The sequence below is a fragment of the Halomicrobium mukohataei DSM 12286 genome (assembly GCF_000023965.1).
In the GTDB taxonomy this organism is placed as follows: domain Archaea; phylum Halobacteriota; class Halobacteria; order Halobacteriales; family Haloarculaceae; genus Halomicrobium; species Halomicrobium mukohataei.
Genome location: NC_013202.1, coordinates 745,073 through 764,432, shown reverse-complemented (window position 1 = coordinate 764,432; position 19,360 = coordinate 745,073). Strand labels below are relative to the sequence as shown.

Sequence of the window (19,360 nt, the reverse complement as noted above, 5' to 3'; positions counted from 1 at the left end):
CGAAGTGATCCGGCAGTCAGTCAGCCGACTACGCTGCTCGCATTGTAGCATGAAACGGTCGGATCGAGTGCTGCCGAGCACCTGATGGTCATCAGTTTCGGGACGATACAAGCGCACGCGGATTCGAGTGGTGGCCCTCTTCGAACCCTCCCGGTCGGATTCTCTGCCTCTCAGACCGTTTTCGCTGCCGTTCCCAGCCGTCGACGGTCGACCAGCAGACAGTGTACGAGGGCCCACTGGACGACTCCCACCGCTCGGGATCTCCTGTCGGTTCGCTTTCTTGTACCGCCACTCCGTGTCGGGTCGCAAGCGTACCGTTGTCCCCTGTGAACGTCTCCGGCAGTGGATCTCCGTCAGTAGTGCCCCATGACGCCTCGGCGTTTCGCAACCCGCATACAGACGAGAAAGACGACGTACCCGGCCAGAAGGTAGCCGAAGGCAGTGCCGACGAGCAACGCGAACGCGACCGGTGGGAACTCGGTGAGCTCGACACCCTGGCGCATGGTCGCTTGGAGCATGGAAGACCCCTGCACGAGGGGGAGCAGTCTCGTCGCGGGGATCTCGACGACCGGAGCTGCAATTAGTCCGATGAGGGCGAACTGGAGGAGGCTCGTGACCTTCTCGATTCGTTTGTACACGAGCGCCAGGCCGGCAAAGACGAACCCGACCCCGATGATCGAGAGGATCGACAAGATACTGATCGGAACGACCGCAACTGCGTCGATCACGAGCGATCTCCCGGTCGTAAGCAGCATCAACGCGAGGATAAGCAGCCCCCAGCCGGCACTCTCGACGACGTTCCAAACGGTCTTCACGGCGACGACGGTGCCGAATCCGTACGGAGTCATGTGGAGTTGCTCTAGCGTGCCCCACTGAGACTCCCTGATGATGTTCGACGCAAGTCCGAAGTACGCCGCCTGCGCCATCGTCAGAAGAAACCACCCGACGATGACGCCGTCGAGTGTCGAAGACAGGGCTCCAGTTCCGTCCGCGACTCTGCTGGACGCCTCTCGTCCGCCGAAGAAGACGACGGCGAAGAAGAGATACAGCGTGACCACCTGTGAGAACGTGTTCACCGGATACTGGACGAGCAGGTGGATTCGCTTGGCTGCGACGGCCTTGAACAGCGTCGTCAGTCCCGCATTCGCGTCGGACTGCCTCGTGTGTCCGATCGTGTCGGTCATCGGGTCGGCACCTCCGCTGGACGCGTCGCGTGTCTTGCATTCGTGACCTCGAGAAACACTTCCTCAAGATCCGGACGAACTGTCTCGATCGTATCCACCGTCACACCGGCAGACTGCAGCGATTGCATCAGGTTGTAGATGCCGTCGTCCGCGACCCGGGCCCGAAACCGGGTCGATTCGTACTGTCCGTCGAACTCTTCGACCTCGTACTCGGTACGCAATCGACGACGAGTCGCTTCTTGGAGGTCACCATCAACTGTTATCTCGTAGCATTGCTGGTTAAATACCCCCAAGAGATTCGAGACGCTATCGTCGGCGACGATCTCGCCGTCCTCCATTATTATCACTCTGTCACAGAGGTCTTCGATCACGTCCATGTCGTGACTCGAGAGTATCACCGTCGTTCCGTACTCGTCGACGATACGGTTCAGTTCCTGACGCAGATTGAGACCACTCTCGACGTCGAGCCCCAGCGTCGGTTCGTCGAGAACGACGACGTCCGTCTCCCGGGCGAACGTACACGCGAGGCTGACCTTCTGTTTCTGACCGCGGGAGAGTTCCCTGACTGCGGTGTCGGCTTTCTCCGTGAGATCGAAGAGGTCGAGTAACTCGGTGTGATAGCTCGCCCTGTCGTTCGGATCGATGCCCGACAGAGAGGCGAAAAACCGGACGTTCTGCTTGACCGTCAGCCTCCAGTAGACGTTCCTGGCACCTTCTAGCACGGCGCTGATACTGTTGTAACCCTGCGATAGGTTTTCGTGGACATCGATACCGGCTACCTCGACGCTCCCCGCTGTCGGGATGATGAGCCCGAGGAGCATCTTGATGGTCGTCGTTTTCCCCGCCCCGTTGGGTCCTAACAGCCCAACGACGGTGCCGGGCTCGACGTCGAATGTGAGATCGGTGACTGCCTCAACGGCGTCGTCGCCCCTCCCGTAACGTTTCTCCAGGTTTCTGACGGAGAGAACGGATTCGTCGTCGGTGGTCGGATCAGTTGCTGCCGTCTCGCGGTCGGTTTCCTCGTCGTGTAGAGAACCAGAATCAGCAGTCATGAGGGTGAATTCATCCCTTGAATCCATAGTATTTGCCACTCTAGAAGCGTAACCGAAAAACAGTAGGTGGACGAACCGTGCATTCAGTCGAGGTCGGCACGAGCGAACCATCGATAGCAGATCAGCGGCGGCAACGCGGTCCAACACAGGAGGACGGCCGTTGCCATCGTGCTCGAGAGAAACCACGCGTCAACGGTAATCGGGTCGAGAAAGTTCCGCGGGAGAATCGGATCCATGGCGTGGACGTACGCGCCCGCGGGACTCGTGATCCACAACCCTGCTCGCGCGGTTTCCGAGACGGTGATGCCCACCGCTTCGAGCACCCTCGTCAACGCCATGACCGTCGAAAATCCGTCGGGGAACACCCACATGAAGTCGAAGAGGAAAAAGTACGCGGCCATGACACCGAGCGTCCGTCCGGTGCTGCGCGTTGCGGCGGAGACGCCGACAGCGACGCCGGCATGAGCCGTGACGAACAGCGCAGTGAGAGCGACGAACCGCACGTAGCTGGGAAGCGCCGACAAGGGGGCGTCGGACGCGAGCGGCAGGACGACACCGACGAGCGTGTACGCGGTCACGACGACGACGACTGCGATCCCGACCCGTGACAGGCACTTGCCGAGCAGCACCTCCAGACGGTCGTTCGGCAGCGAGAGGAGATACTGGACGTTCCCACTTTGGCATTCACCGGCGACCGAACGATACGCCAGGCCGATACCTAATAGAGGGAACAGGATCGCGCCGAAATACATCTGGACGAGATACCCGCCCGGCATGCCAGCGCCGAGGAACACGAAGCTCGCAAACAGCGCCAGTACGATTGCGGCTATTCGCACGACTTTGGTCCGTCTGGCACGACGAAGGTCGACCCGCGCTATCTCGCGCACTGTCATCGGCTTGCCTCCGCGATTGCCTCGTTCGAGTCCGCCGTCGATATGTCTTGGAACACCGACTGGAGCGAAGCCGTGTGGATGTCCACGTCGACGACCCATTCGAGTTCGAGCATCCGTCGAAGTACCTCGATTTTGGCCGCTTTCGAGGCGACGTCGACCGTCACTCGTTGCCCCTCGATTGCGACAGAGCGGGCGCCATCGACGTCGTTTACGATCCTCTCGGGGCCGTCCACGGTGGCCCCATCACGGGAGAGCTCGAACCCTATCGAAGCGTTGGCCGGTTGAGTTTTTCGGAGCCCTGTAACCGTTTCGACGGTCGTCAATGCCCCATCGCGCATGACTCCAACCCGGTCACAGATAGCTTCGACCTCCGAGAGGACGTGCGACGAGAAGAAGACCGTCGTCCCGTTGCTCACGCGGCGACGAACGATATTTCGAAAGAGCTCGATCCCGTTCGGATCCAGACCCGATGTCGGTTCATCGAGGATCAGGAGGTCCGGCTCCCCGACGAGTGCTATCGCCAAAGACAACCTCTGTATCATCCCTTTCGAGAACTCTCCTACGGGACGGTCGGCAGCGTCGGACAGGCCGACCAGTTTCAGAAGCTGGGCTGGATCCCTCTCGCTGCCTTTCATTCGCGCTGTCAGTGCCAGGTGCTCGCGGGCGGTGAGACGATCGTACAGTGTGCTCCCCTCAGATACGACGCCAACTCGCTCTCTCACCCGCTTGGCGTTCTTCGTGACGTCGTGGCCGAAGAGCTTCGCTGTTCCGGCGGTCGGGTCGACGATCCCGAGTAACGCGTGAATCGTGGTCGACTTTCCTGCGCCGTTCGGTCCGAGAAACCCAAACGCTTCTCCTCGTTCGACGGTCAGATCGACACCGTCAAGGGCTACGACTTCTCCGTATCGTTTCGTGAGACCGGAAATTTCGATCGGTGTTACTGGCATCTGTGGTCGATGTCTACCGTCAAGCCCTCGTGTCCGACCGCGATCGTTATCTCTGCGTGACGAGCCCGATACGTTCGCCGATGGTGGCCGTCCGGATCGTAGCTCATCTGTGTGCTGACGAGTCCGGCCTCCTGTAGTCGATCGAGTTGTCTGTAGATCGTCACCCGAGAGGCCGAACACACGGCGGTCAAATCCTGGATCGTCTTGCTGTCGGTCGCGATCTGCCTGAGGATCTCCCTGGCGTGTTTGTTCGACAGGACGTGGTATATCCTGTTGGAGTCCTGTCGTTCGGGGGCGGGTTGGGACTGGCTCATGTGGCAGCCGTCACTTTTCCCGCCGATGGTATAAAAACGAGAGACCGTTAACACTGGGCGGATCGTCGGTACGGCCGTACAGGATCGATACGGTGTGCGGTGTTCCGATCCAGACCCTGCGCGTTTACCGCATTTGAATTGCCTCAGCGGTCTGTACGGGTGTACAACTGCCGTCAAGGACGCCGGTATCACCACAATTAAGTTTGAACGCAGTATAAATAAAATGTGGTGAGGAAGTCAGCGTCGCTACTGACGAAAACGCAGCGACAGCGTATCCAAGACTCTTTCGAGCCCCTCGAGGAGAACCAACGGCGACGAGACCAACAACGGATCAGGGAACGGCTCAAGTCCGGCGTCGTCGATTTTCGACTGCTGGTCGACTATCCCGACCGACAACTGGAGATGGCCTTCGAGGACCTTTCCGACGAGGAACTCAAAGACGCTCTGGCAGACGCATATCTCGTGTTGCGGCGGATTCAACAGCTACGAGAGTACGACGAGACCGAGATCATCGAGTCGAGTCGGGCGCACGCCGAAGAACTGGGCACCGACCAGGCTCGATCCCTGGAGGACATCGAGCTGCGAACCCAACAGGAGGTCCGCGCCGAGACACGCGCTGCGCTGCTCGAGCGACTCGAAGAGAATCCGTGGGAGCGCAATGCGAACCGGCTGCTGAAAGTAGCCGGCGGTGCGTTCGCGGTCTTCTTACTGCTGTCGATCTCCGATCGGTTCTTCGGTAGTTCGTTTGTCGCGCCCGAGAGTACGATCGGCGGACTGGTCGCACTCACGATCATACTGTCACTGACTGGTCTGCTACTGATCAAGGCGGCGCAAGTACTCAAACAGGATGTCGTCCCGCTCGTTCGATTCGCCGTCGACGATCCACGGGAACTGATTCGGTACACCAGAGACCGACTCCGTCGTCCGGTGCAGACCATCAAGAAACTGTGGCAGCAGTTGTAGACGGTTCCACAGACCGCAGCTACGTCACACCGTGACGGCGTGACCGACTAGTGCCACGGCGAGGACGGTACAACGCGTGATACCCGTTCGTCTCGGCTCGACCGACAGGCCACGAAATCGTCGATCCGAAGACGACCCGTCTGGGCGCATCGAGCGGCAGAGATGGGACTGGTCGCCGGTAGAGCGGTGTAGCGGTGGTCCCAGGTGACTGTGCACTGTTTCATTCAGTGAAACTCTCGACGGAAGGTTAAGAGACGGGAAAGCGTACCGGGCACTGAGATGTCTCGCACTGTCGTCCGTCGAAGCGGAACCCAGCGAGGGGTAACCGACGGTCACCGCTACGAGCAGCAAGCGTTCCGGAGCGTCTGTCTCGAAAGATGAACACGAGAACGACCAGACGGGGGCTCCTCGGATCGATCGGGGCCGCGTGCGCGGCGAGCGCTGCTGGCGACGTCGTCGGAGCGAGTGGTACCGCGACGACGCAACGCAGACGTCGAGCGGAGACGACGCAAAACGGTGCGGCGTTCGTAGACGACACCGTCGAGCGACTGCTATCCGAACTCGACATCGACGGCGCCGCCGTGTCGCTGGTCACGGGGGCGGGCGAGACGATCGCCCGCGGCTATGGCCAGGCGTACCGGTCGCCCGACACACCGATGGATCCGTCACAGACGCTTGTCGAAATCGGCTCGATCTCGAAGGCGATCACCTGGACGGCGCTGATGCAACTGGTCGACCGTGGACGTATCGCGGTCGACGACGCCGTCGCTGATCACCTCACGTCCGTCACAGTTCCACAGCACCACGGGCAGGTGAAGCTGTGGCACCTCCCGACCCACACGCCAGGCTTCGAGGCTCGAGTCAGGGGTGACAAGGTCGGTGACCCTACCGACGTGCGTCCGTTGGCCGAGTCGGTCCGCCACCCGACACCAGCTCAGGTCCGGCCACCGGGCGAGATGATGGTGTACACGAACTGGGCTGCGGCTGTGGCCGGGCAACTCGTATCCGACGTAACGGGAGACTCGTTCCCCGAGTACGTCGACAGACAGGTCTTCGAACCGCTCGGTATGACCGAGAGCACGTTCGAGACGGCGCCGGCCGCCCTCGTTCCGGGCGAACCCGGGAGCGCTGACGACCTCAGCTGGTACTCTGATGTCCCGCCTGCGTCAGGGATGTGCTCGACTGCGGCGGATATGGGACGGTTCCTGCACGCCCACCTGCACCACGGGGACGCGAGCGAACCGATCATGTCGTCGGGAGCCTACGACGACATGCATCAGGAGTGGTTCAGTCCCCACGAGCGAATCCGCGGTATGGCGTTTGGGTTTGCGGAAAGCAGCCGCGGCGACACTCGTCTCCTCGAACATGGCGGGTCGACCCCGCGGTTCTCGAGCAAGATCGTGTTCGCGCCAGCGCTCGGGGTCGGACTCTTCGTCTCCGCTCACGGTCGGGAATCGCCAGCGGCCGTTAATGCCGTCGAGGACGCGTTTCTCGACCGCTTCGTCGGCAGCGATACCGATACCGAACCTCCGGGCGAGCGTCCGCAGTCGGGGGAACAGCAGGCACCTGCGGGACAGTTCCGGCCGGTGTACGTGACCGACTCGACGACCTACGACAAAGTGTTGTGGACGGCCACGACCCAGTCGCTTGACGTGACGATCGGAACCGACGGAAAGATGATCACGACAATAGGCAGCACAGAGCACGAGTGGATACAGATCGAGCCCGATCTGTACCAGCGCTCCGACGGCGGCGACACGCTGCTCCTTGAGAGCACCGAGGACGGCACCGAGTACATCATCTTGGAGAGTCGGATGGTCGTACCGTACGAACGGGTCTCGTGGATCGAGCAGTACGACGTTCAGATTGCGACGGCTGCTGTCGCCATGCTCGTCAGTCTCCTGAGCATCCTCCGACTGTCCGCTCAGTCTGTGCGCGGCGTGTTCGAGACCGATCCGGACCGGACGTGGTCTTCCCGTCCAAGGTGGGCGGAAGCCGTCTCCGCTGGCTGGCCGTTCGCATTCGTGCTCACGCTCGTCTCCACGCTCGTCGCCGCCAGTGCCGTGACCGGGATATCCGTCGGCGATCGAGCACCTCCCGGGATACAGGTCCCGCTCTCGATCCCGTTGATCGGTGCGATCGGGACGGTCGTCGCAGTCGCATACGCGGCCCATGCGTGGCGGGAGTCACGATGGTCGCTCGCGGACAGACTGCGCTACTCGGGGGTCGTCGCGTCATCGACTGTGCTCCTATGGCTCTGTGACTACTGGAACCTGGTCGGCGTTGTGGTCTGACCGATCGACACTGTGGATCACGTCCCAGCGACGGGCCACTACGGCAGTCGTCGCCCGTCGAACGGTGATGGAGGCGGCGATGTCGTTCCCCATATATTAATATTATAAATTTAATAGAAAATATTATAAATAAGACTATAATATTATTACTATGATCGTACGAGGCCAAATTCGGACGAGGTCGGACCGACGAACGGGAGCTGAACGTCCCGCATATAACACCGCACCCGGCGAAGCATGACTGCTGTCTTCACTGACGCTGAAAAACGATCGATCGTCGGACAGGCCCGCACACTGCACGAACGAGTACAGACGCTCGACGAGTACGACCAAGACGTCGAACACGACGAACGAATCGAGGCACTGTGGGACGAATGGCGGTCGCAGTTTCCCAGCGACGGGAGCTTCGAGGATCGAATCGAGTGGTCGGACGTTTCCGAGTCCGAGTGGCGGCGAGCCATCGAGGTCGAAACGCTGAACGAAGGCGCGTCAGTCCCGGCGTGGGTCGACCGCCTGGAAGCGGCGGTCGCAGCGATACAGGACCGCTCGCCCGAACGTGCAGACACGCGCTTCGACGTCGACACGGACGAACGACGGTTGCTCGGAGAACTGACCGCGGCACTGGCTGATTACGTGTGCGATCGCGTCCCAGCTGAGGTTGAGGAGGCGCTCACCGACCAAGCTATCGCCGAGATGGGTGAGTGGTTCAGAACTCGGTTCCAGAACCGTTTTTCCCGAATTCTGTTCGTGGAGTTCAAGTCGTTCGTGGCAGCACACGACCGTGAACTCGCATTCGCGGACCCGAACGATTTCGACGAACCGCCGAGCGAATACTACGACCGATTCGTCGCGTACCTGTTCGACGGTGGGTTCGTCGACCTCTGTCAGGAGTATCCGGTGTTCGCTCGGCTCCTCGTGACACAGATTCGGCAGTGGCAGCGTCACCTCGACGTGTTCTGTGAACGGCTCCGTTCGGACCGGGACCTGCTGTGTGACCGATTCGGAAGCGGAGACGATCTCGGCCCGGTCGTGAGCGTCAAACCGCTCGCCGACGACACGCATGGCGACGGACGTGCTGTCATGCGTGTTACGTTCGACGCGGGGCTCAGTGTGGTGTACAAGCCCCGGAGCGTGGCTGCCGGCGAAGCGCTGTACGACACGCTCGAGGCGATCGATGAGCACCTGTCCTGTCCGTCGTTCGACACTCCGACGTATCTCGACCGCGATGCCTACGGGTGGATGGAATGGATCGACCACGAGCCGTGCCAGGACGACAGTGAGGTCGAGCGGTACTACCGTCGAGCTGGTGTGTGGCTCTGTCTGGCGCATCTCTTCGAGTTTTCCGACTGCCACTTCGAGAACGTGAAAGCGGCTGGCGACCAGCCACTGCTGGTCGACTCCGAGACCGTCTTCCATCCTTACTTCGACGCGGAGCGGCGACCTGGGAGCGGCGATATCGGGACCCTCACGGACGATAGCACGCTCTTGACTTCTTTGCTGCCGTACGACGTCACATCAGCACATGACACCGATGCCAAACAGTCACGAATGCGGGAACGTATCGCCGGTTTCGGCGAACGGTCGGGCGAAGTAACGCTCGACGGTATTCAGGTCCCACAGATCGTCGCCGAAAACACAGACGTCATGTCTGTCGAGGACGAGCCCGCGACACTGGATCGGGACGAGACGATTCCCGTGGTTGACGGAGACGATCACCCACCAGACGCGTACATCGAGGTGCTCGTCGATGGTTTTCGGGAGGCGTACGAAACTGTCCTCGACCTCAGAGACTCGGGCGCGTTGGAGGAGTCGATCGCCGTTTTCGATCGATTCGAGGGCCTCAGGAACCGGCTGGTGTACCGGCCGACGATGGAGTACGCGAAGGTGTTACGCGATCTCACTTCCAGGGACTGCCTGGGCGACGGCGTCCGTTTCGGCGTCGAGCTAGAGCAGTTGTCGACGCCGTTTTTCGACGGGAGCATCACCGACCGAAAGCCGTGGGCACTGTACGAGGCGGAGCGGACGGCGCTCAGACGCCTCGATCCGCCTCGGTTCACCTCGCGGACGGACGAACACGAAATAGAGTGGGGCGGTACGGGTCTCGGCATCACGGCGAGCCAAACCGGTTTCGAGCGCGCCAGAGAGCGAATCGAACGGGCCGACCGGTCCGAACTCCGGAAACAACTCGAGATCATCCGGGGATGTTACGGGGAACCGCCCCAGGGAGAGGTACACGCGGACGTATCGGGAACGTCGCCGCAACGACCCAGTAACGACGATGCGTTCCTCCGCGAGAGCAAGCGGTTGCTCCGAACCGTCCGGTCTAGTGCTCGTGAGACTGCGGACGGACACTACCAGTGGGCGAGCATCGCACCCTATCACGAGACCGACCGCTTGACCATCCAGCCGGCCGGTGGTTCGCTGTACGTCGGTGGTGTCGGTATCGGTCTACTGGGAGCGGCACTGTTTGCCGTGGACGGCGACAGTCGATACGCGGAGTTCGCTCGTTCGGCCGTCGGTCCGATTCGCGATGCGGTGCGCACCCAGCGGGAGGTCCCGGCGTTCGAAAACCTCGGGGGGGCCCTCGGTGTCGGGTCGGTGGCGTACGGGCTGAGTGTTATCGGAACCATGATCGACGACCGAGAGATGCTCGAGGATGCAACGCGAGTCGCCAACCGGTTTCCCGAAGCGCGGATCGCCGAAGACGAAACCTACGACGCTGTCGGTGGGTCTGCAGGCACTATACTGGGGCTTCTCGGGGCGTACAACCGGATCGAGTCGCCGGAACTGCTGTCGCTGGCCGAGGCGTGTGGTGACAGGTTACTGGACGCGAGACAGACCCTGGACGGCGTCGGCGTCTGGAAAACGGTGCCGGACTGTCCACCTCTGACGGGGATGGCACACGGTGTTAGCGGCATCGCGTACGCGTTGGTTCGGTTGTGGGACGCGACGGGCAATCAATCATATCTCGATGCGGCGACTGAGGCACTGGCGTACGAACGCGACGCGTACGTCCCTGAGGCAGACAACTGGATCGACTATCGGCCGTGGACCGACAGGCACCCCGACCAGTGGTGTTACGGCCGAAGCGGGATCGGGCTCGCACGGCTGGGCATGGCAGACTACCTCACAGATCCGTCGATAGAGCGCGACATCGAACGTGCGACGTCGGGGCTCTCCGACGTTCAGACCACGACTGTCGACCACCTCTGCTGTGGCTCTGCTGGCCGAGCGGCGTTTCTCCTGGCGCTCCAGCGTCGACGCCAGCGCCACGAGGGCGCTGCTCGCCGCACCCTCGGTGACGTCCTCGGCAGTCGGCGTGCCAACGGCCACTATCGGACGCTGTCGGAAACTGCCGAAATTGTTGACCCGACCTTCTTCCAAGGCGTCTCCGGGATCGGATACGCCTACCTACGACTCTGTGACCCAGACGAACTGCCGTGTATCCTGCTGTGGGAGTGACTCCGTCGGGGAGTTCGACGTGACGCGCTCTCGATCAATTTGCGCAGCCGCGATACTGTTTTCGTCGGTCGGCTCCCACCTTCTGCTTAGTACCCTGAGGGGGCGTCCCGACAAACCGGCCGGATGCTCCGCCCCGCAGGGAGGCGCCCGTACCCGGCAGTGCCGCACGCTGCAGTCCCCTGGTGGCGGCGTCGAACTCGATTACTTACTTGAACGAAGCCTTCGATAGAGGTACGCGACGCCGAGACCGGCCCCGACCAGCAGCGGTACTTTCGAGCCCGAGACGGCCTTCGACGCCGCTCGACCGACCGCGTCGACGACTGACGACCCCTCGTCGATGTGCTCTAGGATGGCGTCGGTGTCGTTGGGCACCGGCTCTGGATCGGCCCCTGCCTCGGCGGCGGCATCGGGGTCTTTCAGCAGGTGGCCGGTCGTCAGGCAGACGACCCGCTCGTCGCTGCCGATCTCGCCCTGGGCTCGGAGCTTCCGGAGGCCGGCGACGCTGGCCGCGGAGGCCGGCTCGACGCCGACGCCCTCGCCGGCCAGCGAGCGCTGGGCGTCGGTGATCTCCTCGTCGCTGACCGCGACCGCGGTGCCGCCGGTCTCGCGGATGCCCGGCAGCGCCTTGGGCGCGTTGACGGGATTGCCGATGCGGATGGCGGTCGCGATGGTCTCGACCTCGTCCCAGCGCCGGACTTCGTCGTTGCCCTCCTCGATAGCCTCGACCATCGGCGCGGACCCTTCGGCCTGGACGCCGGTGATCTTCGGCACGTCCGACTCGTCGATCGCGCCGGCCGCGACGAGTTCGCGGAAGCACTTGTACAGCGCTGCGGTGTTGCCGGCGTTGCCCACCGGCAGCACGATCCGGTCGGGGTAGTCGTCGTAGTCGGCGGCGAACTGCTCCATGATCTCCAGGCCGATGGTCTTCTGGCCCTCCAGCCGGAAGGGGTTCAGCGAGTTCAGGAGGTACGCCTCGCCCCGGCCCGCGAGCTCCTGAACGATGTCCAGACAGCTGTCGAAGTTGCCGTCGACTTCGAGGATCCGTGCGCCGTGGAGCGAGGCCTGTGCGACCTTCCCGGCGGCGACCTTGCCGGCCGGCAGGAGAACGAGCGTCTCCAGGTCCGCGCGAGCGCCGTAGGCCGCGAGCGCCGCGGAGGTGTTGCCCGTCGAGGCACAGGCGAGTCGGTCGACGCCGACGGCCTGGGCCACGCGGACGCCGACGGTCATCCCGCGGTCCTTGAACGATCCCGTGGGATTCATTCCCTCGTGTTTGATCCGCAGGGCGTCGACATCGACTTCCGCTTCCAGGCGTGGCACCCGGTGCAGCGGCGTGTGTCCCTCCGGCAGCGTCACGCCCTCCTCGAAGGGCAGTGCGTCGCTGTAGCGCCAGACGCCTTCGCCGTCGAAGTCGTCGAACGTCGGCAGGTCCTCGTAGCGAACTTCCAGCAGTCCGTCACACTCGTCGCAGGTGTACCTGACCGCTGCGAACGGCGCGAACGTCTCCCCACACTCGATGCACGTCAGCCAGACGCCGTCGTCGGCGATCCCCGGCGTCTCGTCGGTCAACTGTAGATCGGCCATTGTCGGGGGCGAAGTCCCCTATCGGCAAAAGTGGGGCGGTTGTCGGTTCGCCGCTCTCCCCCGTTCGCATCATCGAGGGCCGTCGCTCGCTTCGCTCGCCCAGCAGCTCGCGTGTCGCTTGCGCTCCCGCTCGCATCATTGAGGGCCGTCGCTCGCTTCGCTCGCGACGCCCCTCGCTAGAACTCGTCGATCCGACCGTGGACGTACTCTGCCCACTCCTCCAGGGTCTCGTGCATCAACTCGGCGGCCTCATCGCGAGGTGTGGGCGTGTACTGGTAGACGTGGCCGCCGCTGTCGAGCAGGCGGCGGCGACGCGAGGCCAGCCCCTTTTCGCGCAGCGTCGACAGCGAACGGTTCACGTTCGACCGGTCCCGGTCGAGCTGGTCGGCCAGCTCCTCGACGGTGCTCTCGGGGTAGTCGAGCAGCGTCTCGTAGGTCCGGACCTCGTGGGCCTGGATGCCGAAGACACAGGCCATTACCTCGTCGAGCGACGGTTCGTCGTCGAGCAGCAGTTCTCTGAACCGGTTGGGCGAGGGGTCGGCGGCCATACCCGACGTTGCCGGCCATCGCGGATAAATTGCCGCGTTACCTACAGCTCACTGGCTCGCGTAGCCCTGATTCTCCAGACAGGTCCGCATCGCCTCGCGGCTCTCGTGGCGGTGGAGCCGCGTGGGCGTGTCACAGTAGAACGTCGAGCCGTCGTAGCGCAGCGTCACCTGGTGTTCCGAGCCCAGAAACTCCGTGCGGACGACGACGCGCTCACCGGATTCCAGCCGGTCGAGCAGCTCCTCGACCGCCAGCTCGCCGGCCGAGACGGTCCGTCGCTCGCTCATCGTCGAGCCCTTCTCCCGGCACCGTCTTGAGCGTTCCCGTCGGCGGTTGGGCCACTCTGTCGACGCTCTCGTCGATCGTTCAGTAGCCCAGTCGGGCCAGCGTCTCGGCCAGCTCCTCGCGGTACTGGTCGCCGAACAGGTGGACGTGGACGAGCAGCGGGGAGAGCCTGTAGACGTAGCGCCGCCGATCCCAGAACGCTGCACCGAGATCGACGCCGCGCTCGCGCTGGTAGCGATCGAAGAAGGCGTCGCCGAACGTCTCCGTCCAGTCGACGTAGGCCAGCTCGACCTCCGGGTGGCCGTAGTAACAGGCGGGGTCGAGAAACGCCGTCACTCGCCGGCCGTCGGTCAGGAGGTTCGTCCGCCACGCGTCGCCGTGCAACAGCGCGGGGGACTCGGGCTCGCTCAGCAGCGACTCGAAGTCGGCACACGCCCGCTCGACGCGGGTCGCCAGCTCGTCCGACAGCGCTCCCGCCCGACTGGCCCGGTCACAGATCGACCGTACCCGCTGGTCCCGATAGAACGACACCCAGCGCTCGGTCCAGGGGTTGGGCTGCGCGACTGGGCCGGTGAGCGTGTCGAACGGGAAGCCAAAGGCCCGCCCCTCGACGCGGTGCAGATCGGCCAACTGCCTCGCCGCGTCGCGCTCGACGGCCGGCGTGATCGTCGACGTGCCCGCCACGTACTCGATACAGAGCACCTCGGCGTCGGCGTGATACACCTCGGGCACCGGCAGGTCGGACTCCGTAGCGAGGTACGACAGCATCCGACCTTCGATCGAGAGGTCGTGCTCGCCGGTCTTCGCGACCGCGACACGGCCGTCGGCGAGTTCGACGCGAAACACGTCTCCGACCATCCCGCCGTCCAGCCGCTCGCTCGTCTCTACGGACCCGCCGAGGGCCGCTTCGACCGCCGCCGTGGGTGCCGAGGTCATCGTCGACCGTAGCCGTGGCGCGACGGAAAACGTTGCTGTTGCTTGCCGCCGGTGACGAAGGGGTACTGTTTCGGGTGGAGACCGCCAGATGGGACGCCGACCGCCTGCCGATTCGACGGTTCGGCCGCGGCGACCCGATGCCAAACGTACTCATACGGATTATTGTAGCGATTTACCGGTGATCGTCTACTCCGTGGCGACGATCACCGGTAAGCAACTACAATAAACCGTATCACGGGGAGCACAAAGGGTACCGTTTCGACTGGAGACCGCCGGACTGCGCTGGTCCGAGAAGAACTTTTTTCGCGTCTTCGCTCCTCGAACCGCGATGGACCGCACTATCGGCGTTGCGCTGTTGATCGAACTGTTCGGGGGGTTCCTGTTTCTGGCCAGTGACGGCGATCTCTCGTCCGTCTGGTTCGCGATCCTGTTCTTCGGGCTCGTCGCCGGGCTGTCCGGTGCCGTTTCTGCCCGTCTCCGACGGCTCGAAGCCGACCGCCGCTGACGATCGACGTGTCGACTGGGAGCGAGACTCGCCCCGTTCGTCGTCGTCAGTCCTCCTCAGACAGCCACGCGAGCAGCCCGTTCTGGGCGTGCAGGCGGTTCTGCAGCCACCTTTTTCCACGTCGGATCGCTTCGCGATGCTCGCGACCACTCGTGGAAAAACGTGGGCGAAAAAACGGTTCGCTCCGCTCGCCGCCCTACTCTTGCTCGGCCAGCCACGCGAGCAGCCCGTTCTGTGCGTGCAGGCGGTTCTCGGCCTGGTCCGACAGCGACCTTTTGCTCCTCGGGTTTCCTCGCTCACGTTGCGAGGCCCACCTTCGGTGCGCCTCGCGTCGTTCGCTGCGGGAACCACTCGTCGCAAAACGTCGGTGAAAAAGCCGCTCTCACTGCGTTCGAGCGGTGCTACTCCTGTTCAGACAGCCACGCCAGCAGCCCGTTCTGTGCGTGCAGGCGGTTTTCGGCCTGGTCCCAGACGATGGCGTTGTCGCTCTCGATGGCGGCGTCGGTGACCTCCTCGCCGCGGTGGGCGGGCAGGCAGTGCATCAGCGTGCGGTCGCCAAGCACGTCGGGCGTGATCTGGAACCCCTCGAAGGCCCGGAGTTTCTCCTCGCGCTTGTCTTCCTGACCCATGCTGACCCACACGTCGGTGTAGACCACGTCGGCGTCGGCCATGGCGGCCTCGGGGTCGGTCGTCGTCGCGGGCACGCTGCCGAGTTCGGCGGCGCGGTCCAGCACGCTCTCGTCGACGCCGTACCCCTCGGGGGTCGCGACCGTCAGGTCGAGATCCGTCATCGCCGCGCCCAGCACGAACGACTGACAGACGTTGTTGCCGTCGCCGACCCACGCCACGGTGGCGTCCTCGAAGCTGCCGAACCGCTCGCGGATCGTCAGCAGGTCCGCGAGCGTCTGGCAGGGGTGGGCGTCGTCGGTCAGCCCGTTGACGACGGGGACGCTGGCGTACTCGGCCAGTTCCTCCACGTCGCCGTGGTCGAACATCCGGGCCATCAGGAAGTCGACGTACCGCGAGACGGCGCGTGCGGTGTCTTTGATCGGCTCGCCGTGGCCCAGCTGGATGTCCTCGGGGCCGAGGAAGATCGCGTGGCCACCGAGGTCGGTCATCCCGGTCTCGAAGGAGATCCGGGTTCGCGTCGAGGGCTTCTCGAAGAGCATCCCGAGGGTGTGCCCGTCCAGGAGGTCGGGCGCGCCGTCGGCTTTGATCTCGGCCGCGCGGTCGAGCACGGTCGTCAGTTCGTCGGTCGTCAGGTCGTCGACGTCGAGCAGGTGCGTGGGCATTGTTACAGGAGGCGTTCGGTCACGTCTTCGAGGACGGTGACGGAGCGGTCGTACTCCGCTAACTGGATGTGTTCGTTCGGCGCGTGATCCAGGTCCGAGTCGCCGGGGCCGTAGGTGACCATCGGGCAGTCCCAGGACTGTGCGAAGACGTTCATGTCGCTGGTCCCGGTCTTGCGCAACAGGGTGGGCTCCCCGCCGGCCGACCGGATCGCGGTCCGGAACGCGCGGGCGACCGGGGTCCGGGGGCTCTGCATCACCGGTTCGACCTTGTCGTCCCAGTGGACGGTGCCGTTGACGAGGTGACCGTCGGCGATCTCGCGGATCTCGTCGGTCGTGTACTCCGGCGGGACCCGAAGCTGTACGTCCATCGTCGTCTCGACGGAGAGCCCGTCGTCGGAGATCCCCCCGTCGATGTCGACGGGTTTGCAGGTGACCCGTTCGAAGACGGGCTCCCATTCGTCTTTCTCGAACTCGCCCTCGACGGCGGCCCACCAGTCCAGCGCGTCCTGGATCGCGTTGTTGTCCGGTCGCGAGGAGTGGCCCGACTCGCTGGTGGCGACGTACGTGCCGGCCAGCAGACCGCGATAGCCCAGCGTGATCCCCTCCCAGCCGGAGGGTTCGCCGTTGACGACCGCGTCGGGCGTCCCCTCGCGGTCCTCGATCACGTACCGACTGCCACGCGAATCCACTTCTTCGCCGACGACGCCGAGGAAGCTCGCGCCGGTGCGGACGGCGGCGACCGCCATCGCACAGAGCGGTCCCTTCGCGTCGACGGAGCCACGGCCCCACAGCTCCGGTTCGCCGTCGTCGTTCTCCTCGACCCGGACGGGAATGTCGCCCGGCACCGTGTCGATGTGGGAGGTCAGCAACACGCCGTCGTCGGCCGGCGCGCGGACGTTGCCGATCTCGTCGACCCAGGCCTCGCGGCCGTGGGAGTCGAAGAACTCGACCAGTCGCTTCGCGGCCCGCTCTTCGTCGGGCGTGACCGACGGGATGCGGACGATCGCTTCGAGCAGGTCGCGAGCTTCCTGGTCGGGGGCCTGGACGGTCTGGCTCATGTGCCCACCTCCGGTGAGCGCATTCCCCTTTCGCTCGCGGGCGGGACCGCCCGCTCGCCGTTCCGAGATGCGTGGCGTCTCGCGCTCATTCTACAATCACCGATTCCAGCGCGTCGACGACGTGGTCGGCGTCCTCCTCGGTGAGGGTCAGCGGCGGGAGCAGCCGCACCACCGTTCGGCCGGCCGGCAGCGCCAGCACGCCCTCGCTCATCGCCAGCTGCTTGAGGTGTCCCATCGCGCCCCGGCCGACCTCGATGCCGATCATCAGGCCCTCGCCGCGGATGTCGCGAACCTCGTCGCCCAGCGTGGCCTCCAGCTCCGCCCGGAGGTAGTCGCCGACCGCGGCGGCGTTGCTGGGCACGTCCTCCTCGACGATCGTCGAGACGGTCGCGTCGGCGGCCGCCGAGATGACCGGCCCGCCCGAGAACGTCGAGGCGTGGGAGCCGTACTCGTCGGCGATCCACTCGCGACACAGCGTCGCGCCGATGGGGTAGCCGTTGCCAAGTCCCTTCGCCGCGGTGATCATGTCCGGGACGACGCCGGACTCCTGGGCGGCCCACAGCGATCCGGTCCGCCCCATCCCGGTCTGGACCTCGTCGAAGATCAGTGCCGCGCCCGCGTCTTCGGTCGCCTCGCGGGTCGCTTCGAGGAACTCGGTCGAAGCGGGGTTGATGCCGCCCTCTCCCTGGATGGGTTCGACGATGACGCCCGCCGTCTCCTCGTCGACGGCGTCCCGCATGGCCTCGGGGTCGTCGTAGGGGACGAACTCCACGTCGCCGGCCAGGGGCTCGTAGGGCTTCTTGTACTTGCTCTTCCAGGTCGTCGCCAGCGACCCCATCGTCCGGCCGTGAAAGCCCTGCATCGTCGCCACGAGCTTCGACTCGCCGGTCGCAGCACGGGCGAACTTCAGCGCGGCCTCGTTGGCCTCGGTGCCGGAGTTACAGAGCCACACCTTGTCGATCGGATCGGGTGCGGTGTCGGCCAGCGTCTCGTAGAGACGGGTCCGCGCGGCGTTGGGATAGGACGCCTGGACGTAGGTGAGCCTGTCTATCTGACTCTTTGCGGCCTGGTCGACCGCCGGGTGGCGATGGCCGAGCGGGACACAGGCGTAGGACGCCCCCATGTCGAGGTACTCGTTGCCCGCGTCGTCGGACAGCCACACGCCGTCCCCCTCTTCGATCTGGATCGGTTTCTCGTTGAAGACGAATCCGCTCATAGCTCCTCGATGGCCTCCTGAAACATGTGTGTGCCGTCTCCGTTAACTGCGTCTGTGACCGGTGTGTCGGCGTTGGCGTCGGCGACGACCACCTCGGGTGCGCCACCGTCCAGGGCCTCCCTGGCGGCCATGATCTTGCGACTCATGAACCCCTCCGCGGCCGCTTCGAGGGCCTGCCACTCCTCGCCGGTCTCGACGGTCTCGATCAGCGTCTCGGGATCGTCTGGGTCCTCGTAGACGCCCGCCACGTCGGTCAGCAGGACCAGCTTGGCGTCCAGCGCGGCGGCGATCGCCGCGGCGGTACGGTCGGCGTCTGTGTTGACGGGGATAATCTCACCGTCGTCGTCGCCGGCCATCGGCGGCGCGGCCACCGGCAGGTAGTTGCCGTCGAGCAGCGACCAAAGCAGGTCCGTGTTGACCTCCTTGATCGTGCCGGAGTGGTCGCCGCGCCTGATCTTCTTCGTGCCGTCCTCGACGACGCGGACCGCGGACTTCCGGGGTCCGTGGAGGAGTTTCCCGTCCACGCCCGAGAGGCCGACGGCGTCGACGCCGAGACTCTGGAGCCCGGCGACGAGCTGGGTGTTGAGGTGGCCAAAGACCATCTCGAAGACCTCCATCGTCGCCTCGTCGGTAAAGCGGCCGACGACGCCGCTGGGCGTCTCGACGTACTCCGGTTCGATGCCGAGCCGTTCGAGCGTGTCGTCGACGGCGGTGGAGCCGCCGTGGACGAGGACCACATCCTCGCCGTCCTCGTAGAGTGATGCAACGTCCGAAAGGGCACCCGCGGGGTCGACCGCACGAGCGCCACCGACTTTGATAACTACTGTCATGG

General features: G+C 64.2%; 17 protein-coding genes. 4 read left to right on the top strand and 13 right to left on the bottom strand.

Annotated elements, in window-relative coordinates; genetic code table 11:
* Nucleotides 1-353: 353 nt before the first annotated feature.
* Genes HMUK_RS03775 through HMUK_RS03755 form a run of 5 tightly spaced genes read right to left on the bottom strand, consistent with a single transcriptional unit; the run spans nucleotide 354 to nucleotide 4,390 of the window.
* The gene (locus HMUK_RS03775) at nucleotides 354-1,184 is read right to left on the bottom strand and encodes a hypothetical protein (protein ID WP_015761769.1); all 831 of its coding nucleotides are present in this window, start codon (nucleotides 1,182-1,184) and stop codon (nucleotides 354-356) included.
* Nucleotides 1,181-2,263 carry an ABC transporter ATP-binding protein gene (locus HMUK_RS03770; protein ID WP_015761768.1) on the bottom strand — a complete coding sequence of 361 codons (1,083 nt, stop codon included), beginning with the start codon at nucleotides 2,261-2,263 and terminating at the stop codon, nucleotides 1,181-1,183. Before HMUK_RS03770 ends, HMUK_RS03775 begins: the two co-directional genes overlap by 4 nt.
* A 56-nt stretch (nucleotides 2,264-2,319) precedes the next feature.
* A complete protein-coding gene (locus HMUK_RS03765) occupies nucleotides 2,320-3,072 on the bottom strand; it encodes an ABC transporter permease (RefSeq protein ID WP_164731986.1) in 753 nt (250 codons plus the stop codon).
* A 53-nt stretch (nucleotides 3,073-3,125) separates the two neighbouring features.
* Nucleotides 3,126-4,076 (bottom strand): ABC transporter ATP-binding protein, encoded by a 951-nt coding sequence (locus HMUK_RS03760; RefSeq protein WP_015761766.1) that lies wholly within the window; start codon nucleotides 4,074-4,076, stop codon nucleotides 3,126-3,128.
* On the bottom strand, nucleotides 4,067-4,390 hold the full coding sequence (locus HMUK_RS03755; RefSeq protein ID WP_015761765.1) for an ArsR/SmtB family transcription factor: 324 nt from the start codon (nucleotides 4,388-4,390) through the stop codon (nucleotides 4,067-4,069). Before HMUK_RS03755 ends, HMUK_RS03760 begins: the two co-directional genes overlap by 10 nt.
* Before the next feature lie 225 nt (nucleotides 4,391-4,615).
* On the opposite strand from HMUK_RS03755, the gene HMUK_RS03750 reads away from it, so the two are divergent.
* From HMUK_RS03750 to HMUK_RS03740, 3 genes are all read left to right on the top strand, one after another.
* The gene (locus HMUK_RS03750; RefSeq protein ID WP_126967150.1) at nucleotides 4,616-5,353 is read left to right on the top strand and encodes a hypothetical protein; all 738 of its coding nucleotides are present in this window, start codon (nucleotides 4,616-4,618) and stop codon (nucleotides 5,351-5,353) included.
* 377 nt (nucleotides 5,354-5,730) lie between these two features.
* On the top strand, nucleotides 5,731-7,647 hold the full coding sequence (locus HMUK_RS03745; protein ID WP_015761763.1) for a serine hydrolase domain-containing protein: 1,917 nt from the start codon (nucleotides 5,731-5,733) through the stop codon (nucleotides 7,645-7,647).
* A 237-nt stretch (nucleotides 7,648-7,884) separates the two neighbouring features.
* The gene (locus HMUK_RS03740) at nucleotides 7,885-11,109 is read left to right on the top strand and encodes a type 2 lanthipeptide synthetase LanM family protein (RefSeq protein WP_015761762.1); all 3,225 of its coding nucleotides are present in this window, start codon (nucleotides 7,885-7,887) and stop codon (nucleotides 11,107-11,109) included.
* Between the two features lie 201 nt (nucleotides 11,110-11,310).
* Here HMUK_RS03740 and thrC read toward each other — a convergent pair whose 3' ends face one another.
* The 4 genes from thrC to HMUK_RS03720 all read right to left on the bottom strand — a co-directional run bounded on the left by thrC (nucleotide 11,311) and on the right by HMUK_RS03720 (nucleotide 14,457).
* Nucleotides 11,311-12,690 (bottom strand): threonine synthase, encoded by a 1,380-nt coding sequence (gene thrC, locus HMUK_RS03735; RefSeq protein WP_015761761.1) that lies wholly within the window; start codon nucleotides 12,688-12,690, stop codon nucleotides 11,311-11,313.
* A gap of 176 nt (nucleotides 12,691-12,866) precedes the next feature.
* The gene (locus HMUK_RS03730) at nucleotides 12,867-13,238 is read right to left on the bottom strand and encodes a helix-turn-helix domain-containing protein (protein WP_015761760.1); all 372 of its coding nucleotides are present in this window, start codon (nucleotides 13,236-13,238) and stop codon (nucleotides 12,867-12,869) included.
* Between the two features lie 48 nt (nucleotides 13,239-13,286).
* Nucleotides 13,287-13,523, bottom strand: a complete 237-nt coding sequence (locus HMUK_RS03725) for a hypothetical protein (protein WP_015761759.1) — start codon at nucleotides 13,521-13,523, stop codon at nucleotides 13,287-13,289.
* A gap of 79 nt (nucleotides 13,524-13,602) precedes the next feature.
* Nucleotides 13,603-14,457 carry a fructosamine kinase family protein gene (locus tag HMUK_RS03720; RefSeq protein WP_015761758.1) on the bottom strand — a complete coding sequence of 285 codons (855 nt, stop codon included), beginning with the start codon at nucleotides 14,455-14,457 and terminating at the stop codon, nucleotides 13,603-13,605.
* Nucleotides 14,458-14,785: 328 nt separating this feature from the next.
* On the opposite strand from HMUK_RS03720, the gene HMUK_RS17470 reads away from it, so the two are divergent.
* Nucleotides 14,786-14,962, top strand: a complete 177-nt coding sequence (locus HMUK_RS17470; RefSeq protein WP_015761757.1) for a hypothetical protein — start codon at nucleotides 14,786-14,788, stop codon at nucleotides 14,960-14,962.
* Nucleotides 14,963-15,363: 401 nt separating this feature from the next.
* Here the strand turns inward: HMUK_RS17470 and argF are convergent, their stop codons facing one another.
* From argF to HMUK_RS03700, 4 genes are all read right to left on the bottom strand, one after another.
* A complete protein-coding gene (gene argF, locus HMUK_RS03715) occupies nucleotides 15,364-16,254 on the bottom strand; it encodes an ornithine carbamoyltransferase (RefSeq protein WP_015761756.1) in 891 nt (296 codons plus the stop codon).
* 2 nt (nucleotides 16,255-16,256) lie between these two features.
* Nucleotides 16,257-17,312 (bottom strand): [LysW]-lysine hydrolase, encoded by a 1,056-nt coding sequence (locus HMUK_RS03710; RefSeq protein ID WP_015761755.1) that lies wholly within the window; start codon nucleotides 17,310-17,312, stop codon nucleotides 16,257-16,259.
* 85 nt (nucleotides 17,313-17,397) lie between these two features.
* Nucleotides 17,398-18,528 (bottom strand): aspartate aminotransferase family protein, encoded by a 1,131-nt coding sequence (locus tag HMUK_RS03705; protein WP_015761754.1) that lies wholly within the window; start codon nucleotides 18,526-18,528, stop codon nucleotides 17,398-17,400.
* Nucleotides 18,525-19,358, bottom strand: a complete 834-nt coding sequence (locus HMUK_RS03700; protein ID WP_015761753.1) for an acetylglutamate/acetylaminoadipate kinase — start codon at nucleotides 19,356-19,358, stop codon at nucleotides 18,525-18,527. Before HMUK_RS03700 ends, HMUK_RS03705 begins: the two co-directional genes overlap by 4 nt.
* Between the last annotated feature and the right edge of the window lie 2 nt (nucleotides 19,359-19,360).

Bases quoted from the DNA above. Each gene is read 5' to 3' on its own strand.
- HMUK_RS03775 (WP_015761769.1), bottom strand. From the start codon at position 1,184: ATGACCGACACGATCGGACACACGAGGCAGTCCGACGCGAATGCGGGA.
- HMUK_RS03770 (WP_015761768.1), bottom strand. From the start codon at position 2,263: ATGGATTCAAGGGATGAATTCACCCTCATGACTGCTGATTCTGGTTCT.
- HMUK_RS03760 (WP_015761766.1), bottom strand. From the start codon at position 4,076: ATGCCAGTAACACCGATCGAAATTTCCGGTCTCACGAAACGATACGGA.
- HMUK_RS03755 (WP_015761765.1), bottom strand. From the start codon at position 4,390: ATGAGCCAGTCCCAACCCGCCCCCGAACGACAGGACTCCAACAGGATA.
- HMUK_RS03745 (WP_015761763.1), top strand. From the start codon at position 5,731: ATGAACACGAGAACGACCAGACGGGGGCTCCTCGGATCGATCGGGGCC.
- HMUK_RS03740 (WP_015761762.1), top strand. From the start codon at position 7,885: ATGACTGCTGTCTTCACTGACGCTGAAAAACGATCGATCGTCGGACAG.
- thrC (WP_015761761.1), bottom strand. From the start codon at position 12,690: ATGGCCGATCTACAGTTGACCGACGAGACGCCGGGGATCGCCGACGAC.
- HMUK_RS03730 (WP_015761760.1), bottom strand. From the start codon at position 13,238: ATGGCCGCCGACCCCTCGCCCAACCGGTTCAGAGAACTGCTGCTCGAC.
- HMUK_RS03725 (WP_015761759.1), bottom strand. From the start codon at position 13,523: ATGAGCGAGCGACGGACCGTCTCGGCCGGCGAGCTGGCGGTCGAGGAG.
- HMUK_RS03720 (WP_015761758.1), bottom strand. From the start codon at position 14,457: ATGACCTCGGCACCCACGGCGGCGGTCGAAGCGGCCCTCGGCGGGTCC.
- HMUK_RS17470 (WP_015761757.1), top strand. From the start codon at position 14,786: ATGGACCGCACTATCGGCGTTGCGCTGTTGATCGAACTGTTCGGGGGG.
- argF (WP_015761756.1), bottom strand. From the start codon at position 16,254: ATGCCCACGCACCTGCTCGACGTCGACGACCTGACGACCGACGAACTG.
- HMUK_RS03710 (WP_015761755.1), bottom strand. From the start codon at position 17,312: ATGAGCCAGACCGTCCAGGCCCCCGACCAGGAAGCTCGCGACCTGCTC.
- HMUK_RS03705 (WP_015761754.1), bottom strand. From the start codon at position 18,528: ATGAGCGGATTCGTCTTCAACGAGAAACCGATCCAGATCGAAGAGGGG.
- HMUK_RS03700 (WP_015761753.1), bottom strand. From the start codon at position 19,358: ATGACAGTAGTTATCAAAGTCGGTGGCGCTCGTGCGGTCGACCCCGCG.